Source organism: Pseudomonas lyxosi, assembly GCF_047758685.1.
GTDB lineage: Bacteria > Pseudomonadota > Gammaproteobacteria > Pseudomonadales > Pseudomonadaceae > Aquipseudomonas > Aquipseudomonas lyxosi.
In genome coordinates this window covers 6475020-6498533 of the sequence record NZ_CP180481.1, presented here as the reverse complement: position 1 = coordinate 6498533, position 23514 = coordinate 6475020, and the positions used below count along the sequence as shown (strand labels likewise).

Below are 23514 nucleotides of genomic sequence, written 5' to 3'. Positions count from 1 at the left end.
TTGCAATGAATCCCCATGAGCAGTTTCGCGAAGAAGTAAAAGACAACATCGAAGGCCTGAAAAAGGACAAGGCGTTGCAAGCCGAGTCGCTGGACTGGGTTGGCACAACGGCCAAGCACAAGTACACCTACAACTTCAGCTGGATGGGCCGGCCGATCATTCAGTTCCCCCAGGACATGGTCGCCATGCAGGAAATCATCTGGAACCTGCGTCCGGACGTGATCGTTGAAACCGGCATCGCCCACGGTGGGTCGTTGGTGTTTTACGCCTCGATCCTGGAACTGATGGGCCATGGTGAAGTGCTGGGTGTCGACATCGATATCCGCCAGCACAACCGCGAAGCGATCGAAGCTCACCCGATGAGCAAACGCATCCGGATGATTCAGGGTTCGAGCATCGATACTGCCATTGTCGACCAGGTGCGCGAGCGCATCCAGGGCAAGAAAGTGCTGGTGGTACTCGACTCCAATCACACCCACGAACACGTACTCGAAGAGCTGCGCCTGTATGCACCGATGGTCTCGGTGGGCAGCTATTGCGTGGTCATGGACACCGTGGTCGAAGACATGCCGGAAGATGCGTTCCCGGACCGTCCGTGGGGCAAGGGTGACAACCCTAAAACCGCGGTCTGGGCCTACCTGGAAGAGAACCGTGATTTCGAGATCGACCAGGCCATTCACAGCAAGCTGCTGATCACTGTCGCGCCAGATGGCTACCTGCGTCGAGTGCGTTAAGCGACACCTTTATTCAAGCGTTCATCAGGCAATCGGTCTGTGGTGGGGAAGGATATGCAAGGCATTTACGGTTCTGAAAACACGCGGCCCTTGAGTGAACTGTTCACTCTGGTGCTGATTACACACAATCGCCCGGCGTTCCTGCGCAGGGCATTGCAGTTCTACAGCACGTTGCCTTGCAAGATTCTGGTCCTCGACTCATCGGCCATCGCGCTGGAGGGCGCGGCGACGGTTGCGGACACCATCGACTATCGGCATTTGCCGCAATTTGGCTACTGGGGAATCCAGGCCAAACTGGTGTACGGCGTCGAGCAGGTCACCACGCCCTATATGGTCTTCGCCTCCGACGATGATTTTCTGTTGCACGGTGCCCTCACCGAGTCGGTGAACTTCCTCGAAGCCAACCCCGACTACGGTCTGTGCCATGGCTATTGCCTGATGTACCTGACCCACTCCAACTATGTGCAGTACTACCGTCGTGACAAGAAAGTACACGAGGACTACAACGCCGAGCGCGGTCAGGATCGTGTCCTGGATTACATGAGCCAGTACATTCCGCCGTTCTACGCGGTGCACCGTACTTCGCTGTTGCGTGACTGGTATGACGCGATGCCGGAAGGCACGATCTTCCAGTGGCAGGAGATCGGGCATGTCTACTACATGCTGGCCCGGGCCAAGGCGCGGATTCTTCCGATGCCTTACGTGGTGCGTGAGGTCAACTATGGCCGCTCGGATCACAACACCGAAATCATGACGACCCTGGCCTTCAAGGACGCGCGATCTGTCGCCGACCGTGAGCGTTTTGCCGGGTTTCTGGCATCGCTGCCGACCGGCATCAGCGGTCTGAATAAGCAGCAGACCGCGCAACTTGCCTTGCAAAGTTTCGCCGCCCTGGCCAAGAGCCTGATGACCCGTAACGCGCTGACCCTTGAACCGATTTTCGAGTCCTACTGGACAGATCCGACGGTGGGGCCGAAGCGGGTCTTTGGCGCTGAGCAATACGTCGAAATGCCGTTCTACAACAGCGCTTTGTTCGAACAACTCACTCAGTGCGAATTTTTGCTGCATGCGATGCCGGCCGGGCGCTTGCAACTCGAAGAAATGGAAGGCGCATTGCTCAAACAAGAGGCCTTGCAGCGCACCTACTCCAATGACAGTTCGGCGACGATCCAGAACCGTCTGCTTGAAGCCGTTCGGTTGGGGGCCTTCAACCGTCGGGTGCTGCAAAAGCTTGGGCAGCAGCTCCAGCAAATGGATGAGCCCGCTGATGCCCAGGTGCTGACCGACTGGGTTCAGCGTCTGGACAGCGTGCCAATCTTCGACAGTCGCCAGTTACTCGACACGATGCCATCGGGACGTCTGCGCAACTGGCTGCAAGCCCGGCAACCGAACGACACCGTGGTGAGGAAAATCAACCAGCACCTGGCGGCCAACGAAGGGGGGCCTCAGTTTGGTGTTCTGCTGCTCGATCTGGACGCAGACATGGACAAACTCCAGGTCACTCTGGATAGCCTCATGGAGAGTGCGTTCCGGGCGTTCAAAGTGGTGGTCTTCACCACGGGCGACTTGCCGGCGGTCACCACGGCACAAAACACGCTGCATTTCGTCAAGGTCACGGCGGCCAATTACGTCGACAAGCTGAACCAGATCGCTCGCCAGTCGACGTCGGACTGGTTGCTGCTGGCCGAGGCGGGCGACGAGTTCACCGCTGCCGGTTTCCTGCGTGCCAGCCTCGAGTTGCAGAACGCCGAGGGTTGCCGTGCGGTGGCGATGGACGAAATTCATCGCCAGGCCAATGGCACGCTGGTCGATGTGTTCCGGCCAGCCTTCAACCTCGACTTGTTGCAGAGCCTGCCGTCACTCGTCGCGCGGCACTGGCTGATCCGCCGCGAGGCGCTGGTGGAGGTCGGCGGTTTTGCCCGCGAACTCACCTCGGCACTCGAGTTCGACCTGCTGCTGCGCTTGATCGAAACCGGTGGCCTGGCCGGCCTTGCGCATTTTGCCGAGCCGTTGCTGATCACCGCTGCACCCGAGCTGACAGCCAATGACCATGAGCGTCAGACGTTGGTTCGTCATTTGGCGACGCGCGGTTATCAGGCCCAGGTCAACGCCGAAGTGTCGGGTGGTTACAGTATCGACTACCGTCATGCCGGTCGCCCGAAGGTGTCGATCATCATCCATAGCCAGGACAACCTCGAGCACTTGCAGCGCTGCCTGGTCAGCGTTTTGCAACGCACACGCTATCAACATAATGAAATCGTCATTGCCGATAACCACAGCCAGTCCACCGAGCTGCTCGCCTGGCTCGACAGCCTGGAGAAAAACGGCGCAGGCCGGATTCGTCTGGTCAAGACAACGCAACGCCTGAGCACGTCGGCCCTGATCAACCTGGCCGCCGAACAGGCGCTGGGTGAATACCTGGTGCTGCTGGCGGCGGACGCCGAAGTGGTCAACGCGAACTGGATCGAGGCGTTACTCAATCAGGCCCAGCGTCCCGAAGTCGGGGTGGTCGGCGCCAAACTGCTGGACCGCGAAGGCAATGTCACCGGTGCCGGCCTGATTCTGGGGCTCAACGGCGAGATCGCTTCGCCCTTCATCGGCGAGAAAAAGGAGGCGCCGGGCTACATGCGCAGACTGCTCGTCGAACAGAACTATTCGGCCGTCTCCGGGGCGTGCCTGATGATTCGCAAGGAGGTTTTCGTTGCCCTCGGCGGACTGGATCGTGAGCATTTCGATGAGGTGTACGCCGATGTCGATCTCTGCCTGAAAGTTGCCGACGCCGGTTTGCTCACGGTGTGGACGCCGCAGGTTCAGATTGCCCACCCGGGCGTTTTGCCGAACGAACCTCAGGCAGTGGCAGCCTTGCGAGACAAGTGGCAGGCGCGCTTTGCGCACGACGAGGCTTACAACAACAACCTGGCCTTGACCGGCAAGGGCTTTGCCCTGGGTGAACCCGCCCCGGTGAACTGGGCGCAGTTGCTCGCATAAGACTGGCTGACAGGCAAAAGGACTCAAGGCATGTTTAACGGTAAATCGATTTTCATCTCTGGCGGTACCGGTTCGTTCGGGCGCAATTTCATCCGCCGCTTGCTGGAGCAATATCAGCCCAAGCGTGTGGTGGTGTTCTCCCGCGATGAACTCAAGCAGTACGAGATGCAACAGACGTTCAACGCGCCGTGCATGCGTTATTTTCTCGGCGATGTGCGTGATGCCGAGCGTTTGCGTCAGGCCATGCGCGGCATCGATTACGTGGTGCATGCCGCAGCGCTGAAGCAAGTACCGGCCGCGGAATACAACCCCACCGAATGCATTCGCACCAACGTCAACGGTGCGGAAAACATCATTGCCGCGGCCATCGATAACGGCGTGAAAAAGGTCGTCGCGCTGTCCACCGACAAGGCCGCCAGCCCGATCAACCTGTACGGCGCGACCAAGTTGCTGTCGGACAAGTTGTTCGTTGCCGCGAACAACATTGCCGGGGATCAGAACACGCGTTTTTCGGTGGTCCGTTACGGCAACGTGGCCGGCTCGCGGGGGTCGGTGGTGCCTTTTTTCAGCAAGCTGATTGCCGAGGGCGCGACAGAGTTGCCGATCACCGATGAGCGCATGACCCGTTTCTGGATCACCCTCGATCACGGCGTGCAGTTTGTGCTCGACAGCTTTGCGCGCATGCACGGTGGTGAGGTATTCGTGCCGAAAATCCCGTCGATCCGCATCGTCGATCTGGCGTTGGGCATGGCTGAACATTTGCCGCACAAAAACGTCGGCATTCGTCCGGGAGAAAAACTCCATGAGCTGATGGTGCCGCTGGATGACGCGCGCATGACCCTGGAGTTCGATGATCACTACACCATTCAGCCGTCGATTCGTTTCACCAGCGTCGATGTGGATTTTGCCGTCGACAAACTGGGCGAGCAGGGCAAGCCTGTGAGCGAGGATTTCGAGTACCGCTCCGACACCAACCCGCAATTCCTGTCGGTAGGCCAGATCGCAGATCTGCACGCGGAGCTGTCGGCATGATTCCCTACGGTCGGCAAAGCCTCGATCAGGCGGACATCGATGCGGTGGTCGCCGTGTTGCAGTCCGATTGGCTGACACAAGGGCCGACCATTGAACGCTTCGAACAAGCCATGGCCGAGCGTTGTCAGGCCGATTTCGCGGTGGCGGTGTGCAATGCCACGGCGGCGCTGCACATTGCCTGCCTGGCGGCAGGGCTCGGTCCGGGCGATCGCTTGTGGACCACGCCGAACACTTTTCTGGCCTCGGCCAACTGCGGCCGTTACTGCGGCGCTGACGTCGACTTCGTGGATATCGATCCGCTGACCTGGAACCTCGACGCCTACACCCTGGCGGCGAAGCTCGAAGCTGCCGAGCGTGACGGCACGCTGCCGAAGGTTCTGGTGGCCGTGGCGTTTTCCGGTCAAAGCTGCGACATGCGCATGATCGCCGAGTTGGCCGAACGCTATGGTTTTACGGTGATCGAGGACGCGTCCCATGCGGTCGGCGCATCCTATGCCGGGCGCCCGGTGGGCTGCGGCGAATTTGCGGCGATGACGGTATTCAGTTTTCACCCGGTGAAGATCATCACCAGTGCTGAGGGCGGCATGGTCCTGACTAACCGCCCGGAACTGGCCGAACGCTTGCAGCGCTTGCGCAGCCACGGCATGACCCGCGATCCACAGCAGATGACCGAATCCAGTCACGGTCCCTGGTACTACCAGCAAGTGGAATTGGGCTTCAACTACCGGATCACTGACCTGCAAGCGGCCCTCGGTCTGTCGCAACTGAATAAACTCGATGGCTTCATCGAGCGCCGCCGTGAGCTGGCGGAGCGTTATGATCGATTGTTGGCGTACTTGCCGCTGACCTTGCCCAGTCCTCAGCCCGAGGCAGAGTCGGCGTGGCATCTGTACGTGGTGCGCTTGCAGACGGACCGGATCAATCTTAGCCATCGACAGGTGTTCGAAGGGTTGCGGGCGGCCGGGATCGGGGTGAACCTGCACTATATTCCGCTGCATTTGCAGCCGTACTATCGTGATCTGGGGTTTGCCGAGGGAGACTTCCCGCAGGCCGAGCGTTATTACGCCGAAGCCATCAGCCTGCCGCTGTTCCCTCTGCTGAGCGATGAACAACAGGACTTCGTGGTCGAGCAACTGCGTCGGTTGGTTCTTGAGGAGTAGTGACACTTGAGCTGCGTTGCAATCATTCCGGCCCGCGGTGGCAGCAAGCGAATCCCGCGCAAGAACCTCAAACCGTTCGACGGTGTACCGATGATCGTCCGTTCGATCCGTACGGCGCTCGATTGCGGGTTGTTCGATCAAGTCGTCGTCAGCACGGATGACGAAGAAATTGCCGACGTCGCCCGCGCTCATGGCGCGCTGGTGCCATTCGTGCGGCCTGTCGAACTGGCTGATGATTTCACCGGGACAGCTGCGGTGATCGTGCATGCCTTGAGCCAATTGCCGATCTTCGACTACGTCTGCTGCATCTACGCTACCGCGCCGCTGTTGCAGGCGCGCTATCTGCGTCAGGGGTATGAATTACTGGTGCAGCATCCGGACAAGTCCTTCGCTTTTTCCGTGGCCGGTTTCGGCTTCCCGGTGCAACGTGCCTTGACCCTCGACGAGCAGGGTGCCTTGACCTCGCTCTATCCGGAGTTTCGCAACACCCGTTCCCAGGATTTGCCTGAAGCCTATCAGGATGCCGGCCAGTTCTATTGGGGGCGCACAGAAGCCTGGTTGCGCGGCGATGTGCTGTTTTCTGCGGCGAGCCTGCCGGTGATTCTGCCGCGGCATCTGGTGCAGGACATCGACACCCTTGAAGACTGGAAGCGTGCCGAATACCTCTATGCCGCATTGAAAGCTGGCGGAGAGCTGCAATGAGGGTGCTGATACGCGCCGATGCGTCGCCGACCATTGGCAGCGGCCACATTGCTCGCTGTTTGACCCTGGCCAAAGTCTTGTGCAAGCAGGGCGCGCAGGTGGCCTTCGCTTGCCGCCTGTTGCCGGGCCATCGACTGGATGCACTGCAAGCCGAGGGCTTTGAAGTCTTCGCCCTGGCGGCTCGTTACCCTGATGAAGACTCGCAGCAGGCGATCGAATCCTTGCTGCCTTGGCAGGCGGACATCGCCGCGCTTGGGCAGGCGCTGAGTAATCATCCGGGGTTCGATTGGGTCATCGTCGACCACTACGGTCTCGACCATCATTGGCAGACCGCCGCCCGCCGCTGGGCGCCAAGGATTGCCGCTGTGGACGACCTCGCCACGCGCACCTACAGCGTTGATTTGCTGCTCAACCAGAATTTATCGGGTACGCCACAAGCCTATGCTTCACTGCTGGCGCCCGGTTGCCAGACCTTGCTCGGCCCACGTTTTGCCTTGCTGCGCGATGAATTCTGCTGCCCGGCGATTCCGGTCAAGCCCCAGGCCAGGCGAGTGCTGGTGAATTTCGGTGGCTTCGATGCGGCGATGCAAACCCATCACGCGATGCTGGCAATGACGGATTTGCATGAGCTCGAAGTCGATTTCGTCGCCGGTGCCGACAACCCGGCCTTGGCACAGATGCAGGCGCTTGCAGCCAATCGTCCGAATTGGCGCTTGCACAGTTTTGTCAGCGACTTCTATCGTTTGATGACCGAGGCTGACCTGTTTGTCGGTGCCGGTGGCGGTACCAGTTGGGAGCGGGCGGCCATGGGGTTGCCGACGATCTGCATTGCGGTCTCGAACAATCAACAAGCCAACGGCGAAATCATGGCGAGCTCAGGCTCCCATGTGTATCTGGGCTCCCGTGAACACGTCAGCGTCGAGCAGTTGCATCAGGCCATCGCTTTTCTTGCGGGCAATCAGGGGTTACGCCAAAGCCTGGCCGAACACTCGCGACAGTTGGTCGATGGGCGTGGTGCGCAACGGGTTGCGGCAGCGCTCGCCGGTGCGGTACTGCAGGTTCGCAAGGCGTCCCTGGACGATGCGCAGCTGCTGCTCGAGGGGCGCAATGCCGAGTCGGTGCGGCGCGGGTCGCTGGATACGCAAGTCATCGATTGGCAACGGCATCAAGACTGGCTGGCCGCGAGCCTGAGCAACCCGGGGCGATTACTGTTGATTGCCGAGGCGGACAATGGCCCGGTCGGGGTACTGCGTTATGACCTGGCCGGGCTTGAAGCCGAAGTCTCGATTTACCTGCTTGAAGGCCGCCTCGGTCTGGGGTGGGGCAGGGCGCTGCTGGCGCGGGGCGAAGCCTTCGTGACCACCCACTGGCCGCAACTGCAGGCCATCACCGCTCAAGTGTTGCCGGAGAATCAGCCGTCGCTGAAGCTGTTTCGCGAGGCAGGATTCACCCAGCGTGCTTGCGCGTTCACGCGCATATTGAAGGATCACCGCAATGACTAGCTTCAAGATCGGCCATCGCTCCATCGGTGCCGATGCACCGCCATTCATCATTGCCGAGATGAGTGGCAACCATAACCAGTCCCTTGATGTGGCGCTGCAGATCGTCGAAGCCGCGGCCAAGGCCGGTGCCCATGCCTTGAAGTTGCAAACCTACACCGCCGAGACCATGACCCTGGACCTGTCCGAAGGTGAGTTCTTCATCAAGGACCCGAACAGCCTCTGGGCCGGCTCTTCGCTGTACGCGTTGTACGAGAAGGCCCACACACCGTGGGAATGGCACGCGCCGATTTTCGCCCGGGCAAAAGAGCTGGGCATGCTCGCGTTCTCCACACCGTTCGATGACACCGCGGTGGACTTCCTCGAAAGCCTCGACGTACCGGCCTACAAGATCGCCAGTTTCGAAAACACCGACCTGCCACTGATTCGGCGGGTCGCAGCCACAGGCAAGCCGTTGATCATTTCTACCGGCATGGCCAGCATCGCTGAACTCGACGAAACCGTGCGTGCCGCCCGTGAGGCCGGTTGCAAGGATCTGGTGTTGCTCAAATGCACCAGCACTTACCCTGCGACGCCAGCCAACAGCAACGTGCGGACGATTCCTCACTTGCGCGAATTGTTTGGCTGCGAAGTTGGCCTGTCCGATCACTCCATGGGTGTCGGAGTGTCTGTCGCCGCGGTGGCACTGGGGGCTACGGTGGTGGAAAAACATTTCACTCTCGATCGTGCGGCGGGTGGCGTGGATGCCAGTTTCTCCCTCGAACCTGCGGAGCTGGCCAGCCTGGTAATCGAAACCGAGCGCGCCTGGCAAGCCATGGGCCATGTGCATTACGGCGTGACTGAAGCCGAGCGCATGTCCCTGGTGTACCGCCGTTCGCTCTATGTGAGTCAGGACATGACTGCCGGTGAGCCCTTCACTGCCGCCAATCTGCGGGCCATTCGTCCTGGCCTGGGACTCGCTCCCAAACACGCTGAAAGCCTTCTGGGGCGCCGCGCTCGCCAGGCGATCAAACGCGGAACGCCGCTGGACTGGTCGTTGGTCGAATAACCTGTTGTGGGGCTGATTCGGCAAAATAGCGTGACCTGCGAGTCATAACGCGCATCTTCACTGTATTGTATTAATCGGGGAGGTGGCGCCTGGTGTCTGTTTGGCCCAGTGATAGCCTTTTATTCTTCCCGTCCGTCGCTCCCTCGGGGCGACATTTTTCTCTGTTTGTCGGCGCCCCTCGATTCCTTGCGAGCGGTGGTATTGGGCTGTTTATTATTGGGAAGCCGTAATGATTGGCATAAAAAGCATTGCGAGCTACGTTCCTGTAGCCGGCGTGGACAATTACGCACAAGGTGCAAAATTCGAAAAGGATGAAGAGTTCATCCTGGGCAAAATCGGTTCGGCCTTCCTGCCGCGTAAAGACGCCGGGCAGGAAACCTCGGACCTGTGTGTCGAAGCAGCCAATGCGCTGTTCGCCAACAATCCCGACTTGAAACGTGAAGACATCGACGTGCTGATCGTTGTCACCCAGAACGGCGACGAAGAAGGCCTGCCGCACACCGCAGCTATCGTTCAGGACAAACTGGGCCTGCCGACTACCGTGGCCGCGTTCGATATTTCCCTGGGCTGCTCCGGCTACGTCTACGGCATCTACGCTATCAAGGGTTTCATGGAAGCCGCAGGCTTGAAGAATGGCCTGCTGATCACCGCTGATCCGTACTCGAAGATCGTCGACCCGGAAGACCGCAACACCACCATGTTGTTTGGTGATGCCGCCACCGCGACCTGGATGGGTGAAAACGCGCCATGGCAATTGGGCAAGGCCAAGTTCGGCACCGACGGTTCCGGCGCACCGCACCTGAAGGTGACCGATGGCGTGTTCTACATGAACGGCCGTCAGGTGTTCAATTTTGCGCTGCTTAAAGTCCCGGCGCATTTGCATGAGTTGCTGGCCGATTCGCAACTGACCGCTGACGATATCGATGCCTTTTGCATCCATCAGGGCAGTGCAGCGATTGTCGATGCCGTGGCGCGACGCTTCGAAGGCGAGCCGGAGAAGTTCATCAAGGACATGGTTGAGACCGGCAACACGGTGTCGTCGAGCATCCCGTTGCTGCTGGAAAAACATGTGCTGGACTCCACCTGGAAGCGCGTGGCGTTGAGCGGTTTCGGCGTTGGTTTGTCGTGGGGCTCGGCGATTATCTATCGCCCTTGATCTTTCAAAAGCCAGGCACAAAAAAAGCGTTCAAGGTGTAACCTTGAGCGCTATTTTTTTGCCCGAATGAAAAGCGAGGCTCCATGAGCGAGTTCTTTGAGCGCAACGGCGAGTTGATACAGCGACGCTGGCCCAAGGTCTGGCATCGACTGACGGTGGAGAACAGCGCCGCCTTGCAAGCTGATCTGGTGGAAGGCCTGGGCTCGACGTTGAGCATCAATGGCATTCAGTTGACCAGTCGCCATGACCGCACTCGCGAAGCGTTGCTTCAGGCCGACAGCCTGCCCGTCGATAGTCCGGTGGTGCATGTCTATGGCACCGGGCTAGGTGATTTGCAGCTGCAATTGCTGGAGCGTGCCGGGCTTGAACGGCTGTACGTGCACATTCTGAACGGTGCGGTGTTTGCCCTGGTGCTGCAACTGCTCGATCAGCAGCCGTGGCTCGACGATTCGCGAGTGGTGCTGCTGTACGCCGGCGATCTGGCGGAAATCCAGTTGCCGTACTTCGCGCTGCCTTCGGAGCTGGTGCTGGCGGACGACTTCAACGCCAAAATCCGCGACCGGCTGATCAGCGAAACCCACCTGACCTTCAATAATCGCGAATTCGATGCCGACAATCCTGAAATTGCAGAGCGTTTGCAGGCGTGTGTAGAGCACGTTCGCGCCGATGCCGATGTTGCCGAGCTGTTTGCCACCTGTTCCGGCAGGGAAGTGTTTGTCATTGCCACCGGGCCGAGCCTGGAACAGCACTTCGACACGCTGCGTACGGTACGCGAACAGGCGCGGCGGCCGCTGTTCATTTGCGTCGATACAGCCTACCGACCACTTGTCGAGCATGGGATCAAACCGGATGTGGTGGTCACGATTGACCAGCGCATCTCGACGCGACATTTGCCGTCCGATGCCACGAGCGATATCACGCTGGTCTACATGCCTATGGTCGATCCGGCGGTTTTGGGGGGCTGGCAGGGCAAGCGTTACGTGGCCTATTCCGCCAGTCCTGTCTATAAGGACATGCGCCAGCAATTACCCAAGGCCCAGCTCTTTGTCGGCGGCAGTGTGATTCACCCGGCGGTGGACCTGGCGGTACACATGGGGGGCAGCCAGATCACTCTGTTCGGCGCCGACTTTGCTTTCCCGAACAACAAGACCCACGCCGGCTGGAATGACGGTGATCTTGGACCGCAAGTGGGCGCTGCCCGGCACTGGGTCCTCGATGGCCACGGTCAGCGAGTCAAGACGCAGCTCAATTTCCGCAGTTACCTGTGCGAGCTGGAGCGGTACATCGCCGGGCATCCTCGGGTGGCTTTCTATAACAGCAGTCGGGCAGGGGCGATGATCGTCGGCACGACGTTTCACCCGGAGCTCACGCGATGACTGAATCCTCCCTGGTTGCCGAGGCGCGGCAGTGTTCCGTTTTGTTCCGACTGGGACGAGATGTCGAAGCTGCGCTGCTGATGGTCCAGATCTGCAGTGATGTGCAATCCGCGATGGCTCGGGAGAATGTCGAGGTCCAATCCCGCTGGACGGCGTTGCTCACCGACATGCTTGCCTGTCAGGAGGCGCTGGATTGGTTGGCGCTGGCTGATTATCTCGATCATGAGTTGCCCCAGTTGCTGGAAGCAGCCGCTGCCGGTTAAGGCTTTTTGACAATTGCCGGTACAGGTGAGTCCTCGCTGTCCCGTTACCGGCATTTCTCTGACGTCACTTTTTTGGGTTGGATTGCCGCCAGACCCTTGTTTCATTGGGGGTGGCAGTGTGATGGCAAATTTTTTTCAAAATGCCCTAAAGCAACCTGCGTTCGCGACGATAACTATTACGAAGGTTCTCTAGGCCATACCCGGCGGTTGCCAGGGCCGGAAGCCGCAGTACCCAACCAACGAGGAATTCGTCATGGCTTTGACAGTAAACACCAACACTACTTCGCTGAACGTTCAGAAAAACCTGAACCGTGCTTCCGACGCTCTGTCGACTTCGATGACTCGCCTGTCTTCCGGCCTGAAAATCAACAGCGCCAAAGACGACGCCGCCGGCCTGCAAATCGCTACCCGTATGACCTCGCAGATCCGTGGTCAGACCATGGCTATCAAAAACGCCAACGACGGTGTTTCGATCGCTCAGACCGCTGAAGGCGCTCTGCAAGAGTCGTCCAACATTCTGCAGCGTATGCGTGAAATCGCACTGCAATCGCGTAACGACTCCAACGGCACTGCTGACCGTACCGCTCTGGACAAAGAATACCAACAGTCGGTCGCGGAACTGACCCGTATTGCTCAGTCCACCAACCTGAACGGCAAGGCACTGATCGACGGTACTGCTGGCGCGATGGAATTCCAGGTAGGTTCGAACACTACTTCTGACAACCAGATCACCCTGACCCTGTCGACGAGCTTCGACGCCAGCGCCCTGGGCATGACCGGTACTACCATCTCCGGTGCTACCAACTCGGGTAACCACAACTCTGTTTTGTCGGCGATCTCGGCCATCGAAACCGCCCTGGCCAAAATCAACGCCACTCGCGCTGACCTCGGTGCTGCTCAAAACCGTTTCGCCACCACCATCTCCAACCTGCAAAACATCAACGAAAACGCCAGTGCTGCACTGAGCCGCATTCAAGATACCGACTTCGCTGCTGAAACTGCACAGTTGACCAAGCAACAAACTCTGCAACAAGCTTCCACCGCAGTTCTGGCTCAGGCCAACCAACTGCCATCCGCTGTACTGAAACTGCTTCAGTAATAGCTGGGTAAGTTTTGGCGGGGGAGTGCGCACGCGTGCTCTCTCGCTTTTTCAGTTTAAGAGGTGATGGACATGGATATGAGCGTGAAGCTGAACTTGTCTTATCCAGCTGCGAAGCCGGCGACGACTGTTGCTGACAAGCCGGCGGAAAAACCTCGAGCCGATGCTGCCACAGTGGCAACGGTCAAGGATGAGCCAAAAGATGCGGCAACTGAGCAGGACAAACTGAAGATGGCCGTTCAGGAAATTGAAAAGTTCGTTCAATCGGTCAAGCGCAATCTGGAGTTCTCGATCGATGAGCCTTCAGGCAAAGTAATTGTCAGAGTGATTGCCAGCGACTCGGGTGAAGTGGTTCGCCAAATCCCCAACGAAGAAGTGCTCAAGCTGGCCAATAGTTTGAATGATGCAAGCAGTCTGTTGTTCAGCGCTAAGGCCTGACAGCTGGCACGAATTTTGTTGCTATGTTCTTTTGGACGTTGTAATGGTCAAAAGGCCGGCGACACACTGAAAGGAGTCCCACATGGCAAGTCCAATTCTACCGGGTCTGGGGTTAGGCTCCGGGCTTGATACCGGTGCTATCGTCAAAGCCTTGGTTGATGCTGACAAAGCGGCCAAGCAGAGTCAGATCAACCGACAGACGACCACCAATACTTCGCAGATTTCCGGTGTCGGGACCCTCAAGAGTGTCCTCGCGAATTTCCAGGCCGCGATCAAAAACCTCGGTGATACGAAGACCCAGCAGTTCCTGGGTTACAGCGCCACGAGTTCCGATCCCAAAGTGCTGACTTCTGTCGCCAGCAACTCGGCGGTCAACGGCACTTATGTCATCAAGGTCAACAATCTCGCGACCTCGTCGAAAGTGGCGACTGCCGCGTTTGCCGGCGGCCCTAGCAGTGCCATTCCGAGTGGTACGCTCAATATCACTCAAAATGGCATTTCCCGTCCTGTCGACATTCCCGCCGGCGCCACGCTGCAATCGGTACGGGATGCGATCAACACCCAGCAAGGCGCCAATGGCTTCAGTGCCAACATTGTCACTGACTCCTTCGGCTCTCGTTTGGTGATGGGGTCCACTGCTACTGGTGCAGGTTCCGATATCACTCTCAGCGGTATTGCCGGCCTGGAAATCACCGCGGGCCAGAAAATGGGCACCACGCCTACGGCGACCTCGGCCGGTGCGATCGGTGAACTCGCTGTGGACGCCAGCTTCACGGTTGACGGACTGGCGATCACCAGCAAATCCAACACCGTGGATGGCGCCATTTCCGGACTGACACTGAATCTGGTGGCAGGGGGAGTGGGGGCGACTTCCACCGTGACGGTAGGGCCGAACAATGACGGTTTGAAAAAATCGATCCAGGCCTTCGTCGATGCTTACAACCAGGTTGTCACCAGCGTCAATACGCTGACCAAGCCCTCCCTGGATGCAGATGGCAAGCTAACCGTTGCCGCGGCATTGACCGGTGACCCGCTGGCTCGGGGCATCCTGGCGTCGATCCGTGAACCGTTGGCCAGTACTGGTGCAGGCGACAAGCTGACCGTACTTTCACAGTTGGGCATTACCACCAACCAGAAAACCGGTGCGCTCGATTTTGACAGCACCAAGTTCTCTGCAGCTATGGATACGCAGAAGCTGGGTGGTGAGGTTCAGAAGCTGTTCCTGGGTGATCCAACGGCGACCGGTGATGCGGCCAAGGGGCTGCTGGAACGAATGAATGCGGTGATTACGCCTTATACCGTCACTGGCAGCGAAGGCATCCTTGATGCGCGTTCGACCAGCCTGGCGAAGGTCAAAACCAACCTGGCCAGCCAGCAGGAAGCACTGGATCGTCGGATCGCGACGCTGACCGACGTGCTGACCAAGAAGTACAACGCCATGGACACCCTGGTCGGTAAGCTAAAGGCTACTGCCAGCAACATTACCTCGATGTTCGAGGCGATGAACGCGCAGAAAAACGCCTCATAGCGCATAAACGCCAAAAGCCCGGCAGCGGATTCCGCTTGTCGGGCTTTTTTTGTTTCGATCTAAAGATTTTTGACGCCGTGTCGATACACTGGCTATACGAATCACAAAGTTTTAATGAGGTAGAACATGAACCCGATGTTAGCCCTTCGGCAGTACCAGAAGATTGGCGCTCAGGCCCAGACTTCCGAAGCCAGCCCCCATCGCTTGGTGCAAATGCTCATGGAGGGTGGGCTGGATCGCATTGCTCAGGCCAAGGGTGCCATGGAGCGCAGGGATATCCCCAATAAAGGTATTTTCATCGGCAAGGCGATCGGGATCATCGGCGGATTGCGTGAGGGCCTGGACCTGGAAAACTCTGTTGAGTCTGTGGGTGAGCTGGACAAGTTGTACACCTACATGATGAAGCGTCTGACAGAAGCCAACGTCAAAACCGATCCAAAGATTCTCGACGAAGTCGCTGATTTGCTTCGCACCGTCAAAGACGGCTGGGATGCTATCGCCGCGCCGGGTCCGCAGTTTTAAGGAGATCACCATGAGTCTTGTATTGCAGCGAATCGAACAAACCCGTGAAGGCCTGGTCGGTGCTTTGGCTGAGCGTAACTGGGAAGCCATTGGTGAGTTAGACCTGGCTTGCCGTTCCTGCATGGAAGACGTCTTGAGTGAAGCTTCGGTGGACGAGGCTGCGTTACGCGATAATCTTGAGGAGTTGTTGGGGGTGTACAAACAGCTTCTTGAGGCGGCGACAGGGGAGCGGCAAGCGATAGTTGATGAGATGTCGCAGATCCACCAAGCACAGAGCGCGGCAAAGGTTTACCATCTGTTTGGTTAATCCCCGGTTAATCCAAACATAGTGCGCCATAAATTTGACTGTGCACGGTTTTTTGACTTAACTAGTGGCTGGTACCAGATTTCAGGCGTCTACAGGCATAACGTGTCTGCAAGCGTCTAGCTTGCCCCTTCATTTTGGGCATTGAGTTGACTAGGGAAGTTGCTATTGCATGTGGCGTGAAACCAAAATCCTGCTGATTGATGACGATAGCGTCCGCCGCCGCGACTTGGCGGTGATTTTAAATTTTCTTGGCGAAGAAAATTTACCCTGCGGTAGCCATGACTGGCAGCAGGCTGTCGGCTCATTGTCATCAAGTCGCGAAGTAATCTGTGTCCTTATCGGGACGGTCAATGCTCCTGGTGCACTCGTGGGCTTGTTAAAGACACTCTCAACCTGGGATGAGTTCCTTCCGGTTTTGTTAATGGGCGATAATTCTTCCGTTGACTTGCCAGAAGACCAGCGTCGCCGAGTGCTTTCGACCCTCGAGATGCCGCCCAGCTATAGCAAATTGCTCGATTCCCTGCACCGTGCCCAGGTCTATCGCGAGATGTACGACCAGGCCCGCGAGCGCGGCCGTCACCGTGAACCCAATCTTTTCCGCAGTCTTGTCGGCACCAGCCGGGCGATTCAACACGTCCGTCAGATGATGCAGCAAGTCGCCGACACCGACGCCAGTGTGCTGATCCTCGGTGAGTCCGGGACTGGCAAGGAAGTGGTCGCACGCAACCTGCACTATCACTCCAAGCGTCGTGACGCGCCGTTCGTACCGGTCAACTGCGGGGCGATCCCGGCCGAGTTGCTGGAAAGCGAACTGTTTGGCCACGAGAAGGGCGCCTTCACCGGGGCAATCACCAGCCGCGCCGGACGTTTCGAACTGGCCAATGGCGGCACGCTGTTCCTCGATGAAATCGGCGACATGCCGCTGCCGATGCAGGTCAAGTTGCTGCGTGTATTGCAGGAACGCACCTTTGAACGCGTGGGCAGCAACAAGACCCAAAGCGTCGATGTGCGGATCATTGCGGCGACCCACAAGAATCTCGAAAGCATGATCGAGATCGGTACCTTCCGCGAAGACTTGTACTACCGCCTGAACGTGTTCCCGATCGAAATGGCGCCACTGCGCGAGCGTGTCGAAGACATTCCGCTGCTGATGAACGAGTTGATCTCGCGCATGGAGCACGAGAAGCGTGGGTCGATCCGTTTCAATTCCGCGGCGATCATGTCGCTGTGCCGCCATGGCTGGCCGGGCAACGTCCGCGAACTCGCCAACCTGGTGGAACGCATGGCGATCATGCATCCGTATGGAGTGATCGGCGTGGTCGAGCTGCCGAAAAAATTCCGTTACGTCGATGACGAGGACGAGCAACTGGTCGACAGCTTTCGCAGCGATCTTGAAGAGCGCGTGGCCATCAACGGTCATACTCCGGACTTCTCTGCCGGCGCCCTGCTGCCGCCGGAAGGTCTGGACCTGAAGGACTACCTCGGTGGTCTGGAGCAAGGGCTGATTCAGCAGGCGCTGGATGATGCCAATGGCATCGTGGCGCGCGCCGCCGAACGCCTGCGCATTCGTCGCACTACGCTGGTGGAAAAGATGCGCAAGTACGGCATGAGCCGTCGTGATGGAGATGAACAGGCGGATGATTGACGCCTGTTTTTCAAGTCCTTCATTTGTAGGCAGTTTTTTTTAGGCACGGGTATTGCTACATCCCTCGCAACGTTCCGTTTAACTGACGGTCAGCCAAGCGAGAGACCACGATGCCCCAAGCCGCCCAGATGTCTCCTGTCCCCGACGCTTCGGGACAACCGTCGTCCGTAGAGCAGGCGAGCCGGCTTGGCCTTGAGCAGGCATTTGCGCTGTTCAACCAGATGTCGAGCCAATTGACCGATTCCTACAGCATGCTCGAAGCCCGGGTCACCGAGCTCAAGGGTGAGCTGGCGGTGGTCAGTGCTCAGCGCATGCAGGAGCTGGCGGAAAAAGAACGCCTGGCCAACCGGCTGCAAAACCTCCTCGATCTGTTGCCCGGCGGCGTCATCGTCATCGACGCCCAAGGCATCGTGCGCGAAGCCAATCCCGCTGCCTGCGAACTGCTCGGTCTGCCCCTCGAAGGCGAGCTGTGGCGTCATGTCATTGCCCGCTGCTTTGCGCCTCGTGAAGACGACGGTCACGAAATTTCGCTCAAGGACGGTCGGCGTTTGTCGATCTCCACTCGCTCGCTGGATGCCGAGCCCGGACAGTTGGTGTTGCTCAATGACCTGACTGAAACCCGTCATCTGCAAGATCAGCTGGCCCGCCACGAACGACTCTCGTCTCTCGGCCGAATGGTCGCTTCGCTGGCTCATCAGATTCGTACCCCCTTGTCCGCCGCCTTGCTCTACGCCAGTCATTTGACTGAGCAAGCGTTGCCGGTCGAGACCCAGCAGCGTTTTGCCGGGCGCCTGAAAGAACGTCTGCATGAGTTGGAGCATCAGGTTCGCGACATGCTGGTGTTTGCGCGCGGCGAGCTGCCGCTGACCGATCGCGTCACACCCAAAGTGCTGATGCAGTCGCTGCAGGCGGCAGCACTGACCCATGTGCAGGACCTGCCGATTCGCTGGCAGTGCGACAGTCATTCCGGCGAGTTGCTGTGCAATCGCGACACGCTGGTCGGGGCGATCCTTAACCTGATCGAGAACGCGATCCAGGCCAGCGCCGGCGATGTGCGTTTGAAAGTCCATTTCTATACCCGTGACAACAACCTGCGTGTAGCGGTCAGCGACAGCGGTAGTGGCATCAATACGAAAGTACTGGCGCGTCTGGGTGAACCCTTCTTTACCACTAAAACCACTGGAACCGGCCTCGGTCTGACCGTGGTCAAGGCAGTGACGCGTGCTCATCAAGGAGAATTGCAGCTGCGCTCGCGGCTCGGTCGCGGCACGTGTGCACAGGTCATCCTGCCGCTTTTTTCCGGTGAAAAGCCCCACGCTCAGGGAGCGGAGTGAAGGACATGGCAATCAAGGTTTTACTGGTCGAGGATGACCGCGCGCTACGCGAAGCACTGGCGGATACGCTGCTGCTCGCCGGGCACGATTTCAAAGCCGTCGGTTCGGCAGAAGAAGCGTTGGCGGCGGTCGGTAATGAGGCGTTCAACCTGGTGCTGAGTGACGTCAACATGCCGGGTATGGACGGCCATCAACTGCTCGGATTGCTGCGCACTCGTCAGCCGCAGTTGCCGGTGTTGCTGATGACCGCTCACGGTGCTGTCGAACGGGCGGTCGATGCGATGCGCCAGGGCGCGGCGGATTACCTGGTCAAACCGTTCGAGCCCAAGGCTTTACTTGATCTGGTGGCGCGTCATGCGCTGGGCAGTCTCGGTGCGGCTGAGGGCGAGGGGCCTGTAGCGTTCGAGCCGGCCAGTGCGCAATTGCTGGAACTGGCCGCGCGGGTAGCGCGCAGTGATTCCACAGTATTGATCTCCGGTGAGTCCGGGACGGGTAAAGAAGTGCTGGCGCGTTACATCCATCAGCACTCTCACCGCGCCAGTCAGCCGTTCATTGCGATCAACTGCGCAGCCATTCCCGACAACATGCTCGAAGCTACCTTGTTCGGTCACGAAAAGGGCTCGTTCACTGGCGCCATCGCGGCGCAGGCCGGCAAGTTCGAGCAGGCTGATGGCGGGACTATCCTGCTCGATGAAATCTCAGAAATGCCTCTCGGGCTCCAGGCCAAGTTACTGCGAGTTTTGCAGGAGCGCGAAGTTGAGCGAGTCGGCGCACGCAAGCCGATCACGCTGGACATTCGGGTCGTGGCAACGACCAATCGTGACCTGGCAGGGGAAGTAGCGGCGGGGCGTTTTCGCGAAGACCTTTACTATCGCCTGTCGGTGTTTCCGCTGGCCTGGCGTCCGCTGCGCGAGCGAACCGCCGATATCTTGCCGCTGGCCGAGCGTCTGCTGGCCAAGCACGTCAATAAAATGAAGCATGCCGCAGCGAGGCTGTCGCCCGAGGCGCAGGCGTGCCTGGTCGGCTATCCATGGCCGGGCAACGTGCGAGAGCTGGATAATGCGATCCAGCGTGCGCTGATTCTGCAGCAGGGTGGTTTGATTCAGCCGCAGGATTTCTGCCTGTCCGGGCCGGTCGCCTGTGCGCCGTTGCCGGCACTGGCTGCGACGCCAGTGCGGGCGGTTGAGATCGAAGCCGAGTCTGCCGGGGCGCTGGGCGATGACCTGCGTCGCCGTGAGTTCCAGATGATCATTGACACCTTGCGCTCCGAACGCGGCCGTCGCAAAGAGGCCGCCGAGCGTTTGGGTATCAGCCCGCGCACCCTGCGTTACAAGCTGGCGCAGATGCGTGATGCCGGAATGGACGTGGAAGCTTATTTGTTCGCCACCTGATTCGTTAGCCATGTAAAGCCTGGACGGCTTTTGTTTAGAGCGGCCACGGAGCTGGCACCCTTGTTGCTAACACCTCACTACCCGCCGAGTGAGTGTCAAAAAATTGCGGGTCGCCAAAGACGTAGCTCGTCAAAGAGAGAAGCCATGAGCCAAGGTATTGAATTCAATCGATTGATGCTGGACATGCGTTCCATGCAAATGGATGCCATGTCTGCGTCGAAATCGACTGCCGCTGTTCCTGAAGTGGGTGGCAGCAGCTTTTCCGACATGCTCGGTCAGGCCGTCAATAAAGTGAACGAGACGCAGCAGGCGTCCAGTCAGTTGGCCAGTGCCTTCGAGATCGGCAAGAGTGGCGTCGACCTGACGGACGTGATGATTTCCTCGCAGAAGGCCAGCGTGTCTTTTCAAGCGTTGACCCAAGTACGCAACAAGCTGGTTCAGGCATACCAAGACATCATGCAGATGCCGGTTTAAGGACGATTTGAGTCATGGCAGAAGCAGTCGCCGATAATGTTCCGGCCAAGGCCACTCCAATAGACGGCAAGCCGCCGCTGTTCGGGTTGTCCTTCCTGGAAAACCTCTCCGAGATGACCATGTTGCGTCAGGTAGGCCTGTTGGTCGGCCTGGCTGCGAGCGTGGCGATTGGCTTTGCCGTAGTGTTGTGGTCCCAGCAGCCGGACTACCGGCCTCTGTACGGCAGCCTTGCCGGTATGGACGCCAAACAGGTCATGGATACCCTGGCCGCAGCCGACATTCCCTATACCGTTGAACCGAACTCCGGTGCCTTGCTGGTCAAGGCCGATGATCTGTCCCGTGCGCGAATCAAACTGGCGGGGGCTGGTGTCACTCCCAGCGACGGCAACATCGGTTTTGAAATTCTCGACAAGGACCAGGGCCTGGGCACCAGCCAGTTCATGGAAGCGACCCGTTATCGTCGCGGTCTCGAAGGCGAGCTGGCCCGCACCATTTCCAGCCTGAACAACGTCAAGGGTGCCCGCGTGCATCTGGCGATTCCGAAAAGTTCGGTGTTCGTGCGCGACGAGCGCAAGCCGAGCGCTTCGATTCTGGTGGAACTGTACTCCGGCCGCTCGCTGGAGCCTGGTCAAGTGCTGGCGATCATCAACCTGGTAGCCACCAGCGTTCCTGAACTCAGCAAATCCCAGATTACTGTTGTCGACCAGAAGGGCAACCTGCTGTCGGATCAGGCGGAAAACTCCGAACTGACCATGGCCGGCAAGCAATTCGATTACAGCCGTCGCATGGAAAGCATGCTGACTCAGCGCGTGCACAACATTCTGCAACCGGTGCTGGGCAATGATCGTTATAAAGCCGAAGTCTCGGCCGATGTGGATTTCAGTGCCGTCGAGTCGACCTCCGAGCAATTCAACCCGGACCAACCGGCGTTGCGCAGCGAGCAGTCGGTCAACGAACAACGTACCGCCAGCAATGGCCCGCAAGGTGTGCCGGGTGCCCTGAGCAACCAGCCGCCGTCGCCTGCCTCCGCACCACAAACCACCGGTGGCGCTACCGCGTCGGCCGGCATGGTGCAGCCAGGCCAGCCACTGCTGGATGCCAACGGTCAGCAAATCATGGACCCGGCCACCGGCCAGCCTATGCTTGCACCGTACCCGGCGGACAAGCGTCAACAATCCACCAAGAACTTCGAGCTTGACCGTTCCATCAGCCACACCAAACAACAGCAGGGCCGTTTGAATCGCCTGTCGGTGTCGGTGGTGGTGGATGACCAGGTCAAGATCAACGCGGCCAATGGTGAAACCACTCGTGCGCCGTGGACCGCTGATGAATTGGCGCGCTTCACTCGCCTGGTACAGGACGCCGTCGGCTTCGACGCCAGCCGTGGCGACAGTGTCAGCGTGATCAACATGCCGTTCTCCGCCGAGCGCGGTGAAGTGATTGCCGAAATTCCGTTCTACTCCCAGCCTTGGTTCTGGGACATCGTCAAGCAAGTGCTGGGTGTGTTGTTCATCCTGGTGCTGGTGTTCGGTGTGCTGCGTCCGGTGCTCAACAACATCACTGGTGGCGGCAAAGGCAAGCAGTTTGCAGGCTTGGGCAGCGACGTCGAGTTGGGCGGCATGGGCGGCCTGGACGGCGAACTGGCCAACGACCGCGTCAGTCTCGGTGGCCCGACCAGCATTCTGCTGCCGAGCCCGAGCGAAGGCTATGACGCACAGTTGAACGCAATCAAGAGTCTGGTGGCAGAAGATCCGGGTCGCGTGGCCCAGGTCGTGAAAGAGTGGATTAACGCAGATGAGTGATAACCGAGCCGTTGCCGCCAAACTGACCAAGGTCGACAAAGCCGCGATTCTGCTGCTGTCCCTGGGTTCTACCGACGCCGCCCAAGTGCTGCGCCATATGGGGCCCAAAGAGGTCCAGCGTGTGGGGGTGGCCATGGCCCAGATGGGTAACGTGCACCGCGAGCAGGTCGAGCAGGTGATGAGCGAGTTCGTCGACATCGTCGGCGACCAGACCAGCCTCGGCGTCGGCTCCGACGACTACGTGCGCAAAATGCTCACCCAGGCTCTGGGCGAAGACAAGGCCAACGGCCTGATCGACCGCATCCTGCTGGGCGGCAACACCAGTGGCCTCGACAGCCTGAAGTGGATGGAGCCACGCGCCGTCGCCGACGTGATCCGTTACGAGCACCCGCAGATCCAGGCGATCGTCGTGGCGTATCTCGATCCGGACCAGGCCGGTGAAGTGCTCGGCAACTTCGACCACAAGGTGCGTCTGGACATTATTCTGCGGGTCTCCTCGCTGAATACCGTGCAGCCTGCGGCCCTGAAAGAACTCAACCAGATTCTCGAGAAGCAGTTCTCCGGCAACTCGAATGCCTCGCGCACCACCTTGGGTGGCATCAAGCGTGCGGCGGATATCATGAACTTCCTCGACAGCTCGATCGAAGGTCAGCTGATGGACTCGATCCGCGAAGTCGACGAAGACCTGTCCGGTCAGATCGAAGACCTCATGTTCGTGTTCAACAACCTGTCCGATGTCGACGATCGCGGTATTCAAGCGCTGCTGCGCGAAGTGTCCTCCGACGTGCTGGTGCTGGCCCTCAAGGGTTCGGACGAAGGCGTCAAAGAGAAGATCTTCAAGAACATGTCCAAACGGGCGGCCGAACTGTTGCGCGACGACCTCGAGGCCAAAGGCCCGGTGCGCGTCAGCGACGTGGAAACCGCGCAGAAAGAAATCCTCACCATTGCCCGCCGTATGGCCGAAGCCGGAGAAATCGTTCTCGGCGGGAAGGGCGGCGAAGAGATGATCTAAGGTC

21 protein-coding genes are annotated in these 23514 nt (G+C 58.9%); all 21 read left to right on the top strand.

Translation table 11 applies throughout. The features are described 5' to 3' along the window. The first annotated feature begins 5 nt into the window (after window positions 1–5). The 21 genes from ACMXYI_RS29830 to fliG all read left to right on the top strand — a co-directional run bounded on the left by ACMXYI_RS29830 (window position 6) and on the right by fliG (window position 23510). Complete coding sequence (locus ACMXYI_RS29830) at window positions 6–734, top strand: cephalosporin hydroxylase family protein (RefSeq protein WP_415770657.1); 729 nt, start codon at window positions 6–8, stop codon at window positions 732–734. 54 nt (window positions 735–788) lie between these two features. Next, window positions 789–3722: a glycosyltransferase family 2 protein gene (locus tag ACMXYI_RS29825; protein WP_415770655.1), complete on the top strand. Its 2934-nt coding sequence runs from the start codon at window positions 789–791 to the stop codon at window positions 3720–3722. Between the two features lie 30 nt (window positions 3723–3752). Next, window positions 3753–4754, top strand: a complete 1002-nt coding sequence (gene pseB, locus ACMXYI_RS29820) for a UDP-N-acetylglucosamine 4,6-dehydratase (inverting) (RefSeq protein ID WP_415770653.1) — start codon at window positions 3753–3755, stop codon at window positions 4752–4754. Continuing rightward, complete coding sequence (pseC, locus tag ACMXYI_RS29815; protein ID WP_415770652.1) at window positions 4751–5914, top strand: UDP-4-amino-4,6-dideoxy-N-acetyl-beta-L-altrosamine transaminase; 1164 nt, start codon at window positions 4751–4753, stop codon at window positions 5912–5914. The genes pseB and pseC overlap by 4 nt, the downstream gene beginning before the upstream one ends. Window positions 5915–5920: 6 nt before the next feature. Next, window positions 5921–6616: a pseudaminic acid cytidylyltransferase gene (gene pseF / locus ACMXYI_RS29810; protein ID WP_415770650.1), complete on the top strand. Its 696-nt coding sequence runs from the start codon at window positions 5921–5923 to the stop codon at window positions 6614–6616. Then, window positions 6613–8118, top strand: coding sequence for a UDP-2,4-diacetamido-2,4,6-trideoxy-beta-L-altropyranose hydrolase (gene pseG / locus ACMXYI_RS29805; protein WP_415770648.1), 1506 nt, complete (start codon window positions 6613–6615; stop codon window positions 8116–8118). The genes pseF and pseG overlap by 4 nt, the downstream gene beginning before the upstream one ends. Then, the gene (gene pseI, locus ACMXYI_RS29800) at window positions 8111–9163 is read left to right on the top strand and encodes a pseudaminic acid synthase (protein WP_415770647.1); all 1053 of its coding nucleotides are present in this window, start codon (window positions 8111–8113) and stop codon (window positions 9161–9163) included. The genes pseG and pseI overlap by 8 nt, the downstream gene beginning before the upstream one ends. A 229-nt stretch (window positions 9164–9392) precedes the next feature. Next, window positions 9393–10319 (top strand): ketoacyl-ACP synthase III, encoded by a 927-nt coding sequence (locus ACMXYI_RS29795; protein ID WP_415770646.1) that lies wholly within the window; start codon window positions 9393–9395, stop codon window positions 10317–10319. An 83-nt stretch (window positions 10320–10402) separates the two neighbouring features. Further along, entirely contained in the window at window positions 10403–11695 is a 1293-nt protein-coding gene (locus ACMXYI_RS29790; protein ID WP_415770645.1) for a motility associated factor glycosyltransferase family protein, read from the top strand. Continuing rightward, window positions 11692–11958: a hypothetical protein gene (locus ACMXYI_RS29785; RefSeq protein ID WP_415770644.1), complete on the top strand. Its 267-nt coding sequence runs from the start codon at window positions 11692–11694 to the stop codon at window positions 11956–11958. The genes ACMXYI_RS29790 and ACMXYI_RS29785 overlap by 4 nt, the downstream gene beginning before the upstream one ends. Window positions 11959–12211: 253 nt before the next feature. Then, window positions 12212–13057 (top strand): flagellin domain-containing protein, encoded by an 846-nt coding sequence (locus ACMXYI_RS29780; RefSeq protein ID WP_415770642.1) that lies wholly within the window; start codon window positions 12212–12214, stop codon window positions 13055–13057. A gap of 72 nt (window positions 13058–13129) precedes the next feature. Then, window positions 13130–13495: a flagellar protein FlaG gene (locus tag ACMXYI_RS29775; RefSeq protein WP_415770640.1), complete on the top strand. Its 366-nt coding sequence runs from the start codon at window positions 13130–13132 to the stop codon at window positions 13493–13495. Window positions 13496–13577: 82 nt separating this feature from the next. Continuing rightward, window positions 13578–15023: a flagellar filament capping protein FliD gene (gene fliD / locus ACMXYI_RS29770; RefSeq protein WP_415770638.1), complete on the top strand. Its 1446-nt coding sequence runs from the start codon at window positions 13578–13580 to the stop codon at window positions 15021–15023. Between the two features lie 126 nt (window positions 15024–15149). Beyond that, on the top strand, window positions 15150–15545 hold the full coding sequence (fliS, locus tag ACMXYI_RS29765) for a flagellar export chaperone FliS (RefSeq protein ID WP_414878519.1): 396 nt from the start codon (window positions 15150–15152) through the stop codon (window positions 15543–15545). A 10-nt stretch (window positions 15546–15555) separates the two neighbouring features. After that, the gene (locus tag ACMXYI_RS29760) at window positions 15556–15852 is read left to right on the top strand and encodes a hypothetical protein (protein ID WP_008151048.1); all 297 of its coding nucleotides are present in this window, start codon (window positions 15556–15558) and stop codon (window positions 15850–15852) included. 169 nt (window positions 15853–16021) lie between these two features. Next, complete coding sequence (locus ACMXYI_RS29755) at window positions 16022–17497, top strand: sigma-54 dependent transcriptional regulator (protein ID WP_415770636.1); 1476 nt, start codon at window positions 16022–16024, stop codon at window positions 17495–17497. A gap of 128 nt (window positions 17498–17625) precedes the next feature. Next, entirely contained in the window at window positions 17626–18831 is a 1206-nt protein-coding gene (locus ACMXYI_RS29750; protein ID WP_415774000.1) for a sensor histidine kinase, read from the top strand. Between the two features lie 5 nt (window positions 18832–18836). Next, window positions 18837–20222 carry a sigma-54-dependent response regulator transcription factor FleR gene (gene fleR / locus ACMXYI_RS29745; RefSeq protein ID WP_415770634.1) on the top strand — a complete coding sequence of 462 codons (1386 nt, stop codon included), beginning with the start codon at window positions 18837–18839 and terminating at the stop codon, window positions 20220–20222. 144 nt (window positions 20223–20366) lie between these two features. Further along, the gene (fliE, locus tag ACMXYI_RS29740; RefSeq protein ID WP_415765177.1) at window positions 20367–20696 is read left to right on the top strand and encodes a flagellar hook-basal body complex protein FliE; all 330 of its coding nucleotides are present in this window, start codon (window positions 20367–20369) and stop codon (window positions 20694–20696) included. 14 nt (window positions 20697–20710) lie between these two features. Then, on the top strand, window positions 20711–22498 hold the full coding sequence (gene fliF / locus ACMXYI_RS29735; protein WP_056742086.1) for a flagellar basal-body MS-ring/collar protein FliF: 1788 nt from the start codon (window positions 20711–20713) through the stop codon (window positions 22496–22498). Beyond that, a complete protein-coding gene (gene fliG / locus ACMXYI_RS29730) occupies window positions 22491–23510 on the top strand; it encodes a flagellar motor switch protein FliG (protein ID WP_007894195.1) in 1020 nt (339 codons plus the stop codon). The genes fliF and fliG overlap by 8 nt, the downstream gene beginning before the upstream one ends. Window positions 23511–23514 lie beyond the last annotated feature (4 nt).

Coding starts and splice junctions, on each gene's coding strand:
- ACMXYI_RS29795 (WP_415770646.1), top strand. CDS start 9,393: ATGATTGGCATAAAAAGCATTGCGAGCTACGTTCCTGTAGCCGGCGTG.
- pseI (WP_415770647.1), top strand. CDS start 8,111: ATGACTAGCTTCAAGATCGGCCATCGCTCCATCGGTGCCGATGCACCG.
- fliS (WP_414878519.1), top strand. CDS start 15,150: ATGAACCCGATGTTAGCCCTTCGGCAGTACCAGAAGATTGGCGCTCAG.
- pseG (WP_415770648.1), top strand. CDS start 6,613: ATGAGGGTGCTGATACGCGCCGATGCGTCGCCGACCATTGGCAGCGGC.
- ACMXYI_RS29825 (WP_415770655.1), top strand. CDS start 789: ATGCAAGGCATTTACGGTTCTGAAAACACGCGGCCCTTGAGTGAACTG.
- ACMXYI_RS29760 (WP_008151048.1), top strand. CDS start 15,556: ATGAGTCTTGTATTGCAGCGAATCGAACAAACCCGTGAAGGCCTGGTC.
- ACMXYI_RS29750 (WP_415774000.1), top strand. CDS start 17,626: ATGTCTCCTGTCCCCGACGCTTCGGGACAACCGTCGTCCGTAGAGCAG.
- fliG (WP_007894195.1), top strand. CDS start 22,491: ATGAGTGATAACCGAGCCGTTGCCGCCAAACTGACCAAGGTCGACAAA.
- ACMXYI_RS29785 (WP_415770644.1), top strand. CDS start 11,692: ATGACTGAATCCTCCCTGGTTGCCGAGGCGCGGCAGTGTTCCGTTTTG.
- fliD (WP_415770638.1), top strand. CDS start 13,578: ATGGCAAGTCCAATTCTACCGGGTCTGGGGTTAGGCTCCGGGCTTGAT.
- pseB (WP_415770653.1), top strand. CDS start 3,753: ATGTTTAACGGTAAATCGATTTTCATCTCTGGCGGTACCGGTTCGTTC.
- ACMXYI_RS29755 (WP_415770636.1), top strand. CDS start 16,022: ATGTGGCGTGAAACCAAAATCCTGCTGATTGATGACGATAGCGTCCGC.
- ACMXYI_RS29790 (WP_415770645.1), top strand. CDS start 10,403: ATGAGCGAGTTCTTTGAGCGCAACGGCGAGTTGATACAGCGACGCTGG.
- ACMXYI_RS29775 (WP_415770640.1), top strand. CDS start 13,130: ATGGATATGAGCGTGAAGCTGAACTTGTCTTATCCAGCTGCGAAGCCG.
- ACMXYI_RS29830 (WP_415770657.1), top strand. CDS start 6: ATGAATCCCCATGAGCAGTTTCGCGAAGAAGTAAAAGACAACATCGAA.
- fliF (WP_056742086.1), top strand. CDS start 20,711: ATGGCAGAAGCAGTCGCCGATAATGTTCCGGCCAAGGCCACTCCAATA.
- ACMXYI_RS29780 (WP_415770642.1), top strand. CDS start 12,212: ATGGCTTTGACAGTAAACACCAACACTACTTCGCTGAACGTTCAGAAA.
- fleR (WP_415770634.1), top strand. CDS start 18,837: ATGGCAATCAAGGTTTTACTGGTCGAGGATGACCGCGCGCTACGCGAA.
- pseC (WP_415770652.1), top strand. CDS start 4,751: ATGATTCCCTACGGTCGGCAAAGCCTCGATCAGGCGGACATCGATGCG.
- fliE (WP_415765177.1), top strand. CDS start 20,367: ATGAGCCAAGGTATTGAATTCAATCGATTGATGCTGGACATGCGTTCC.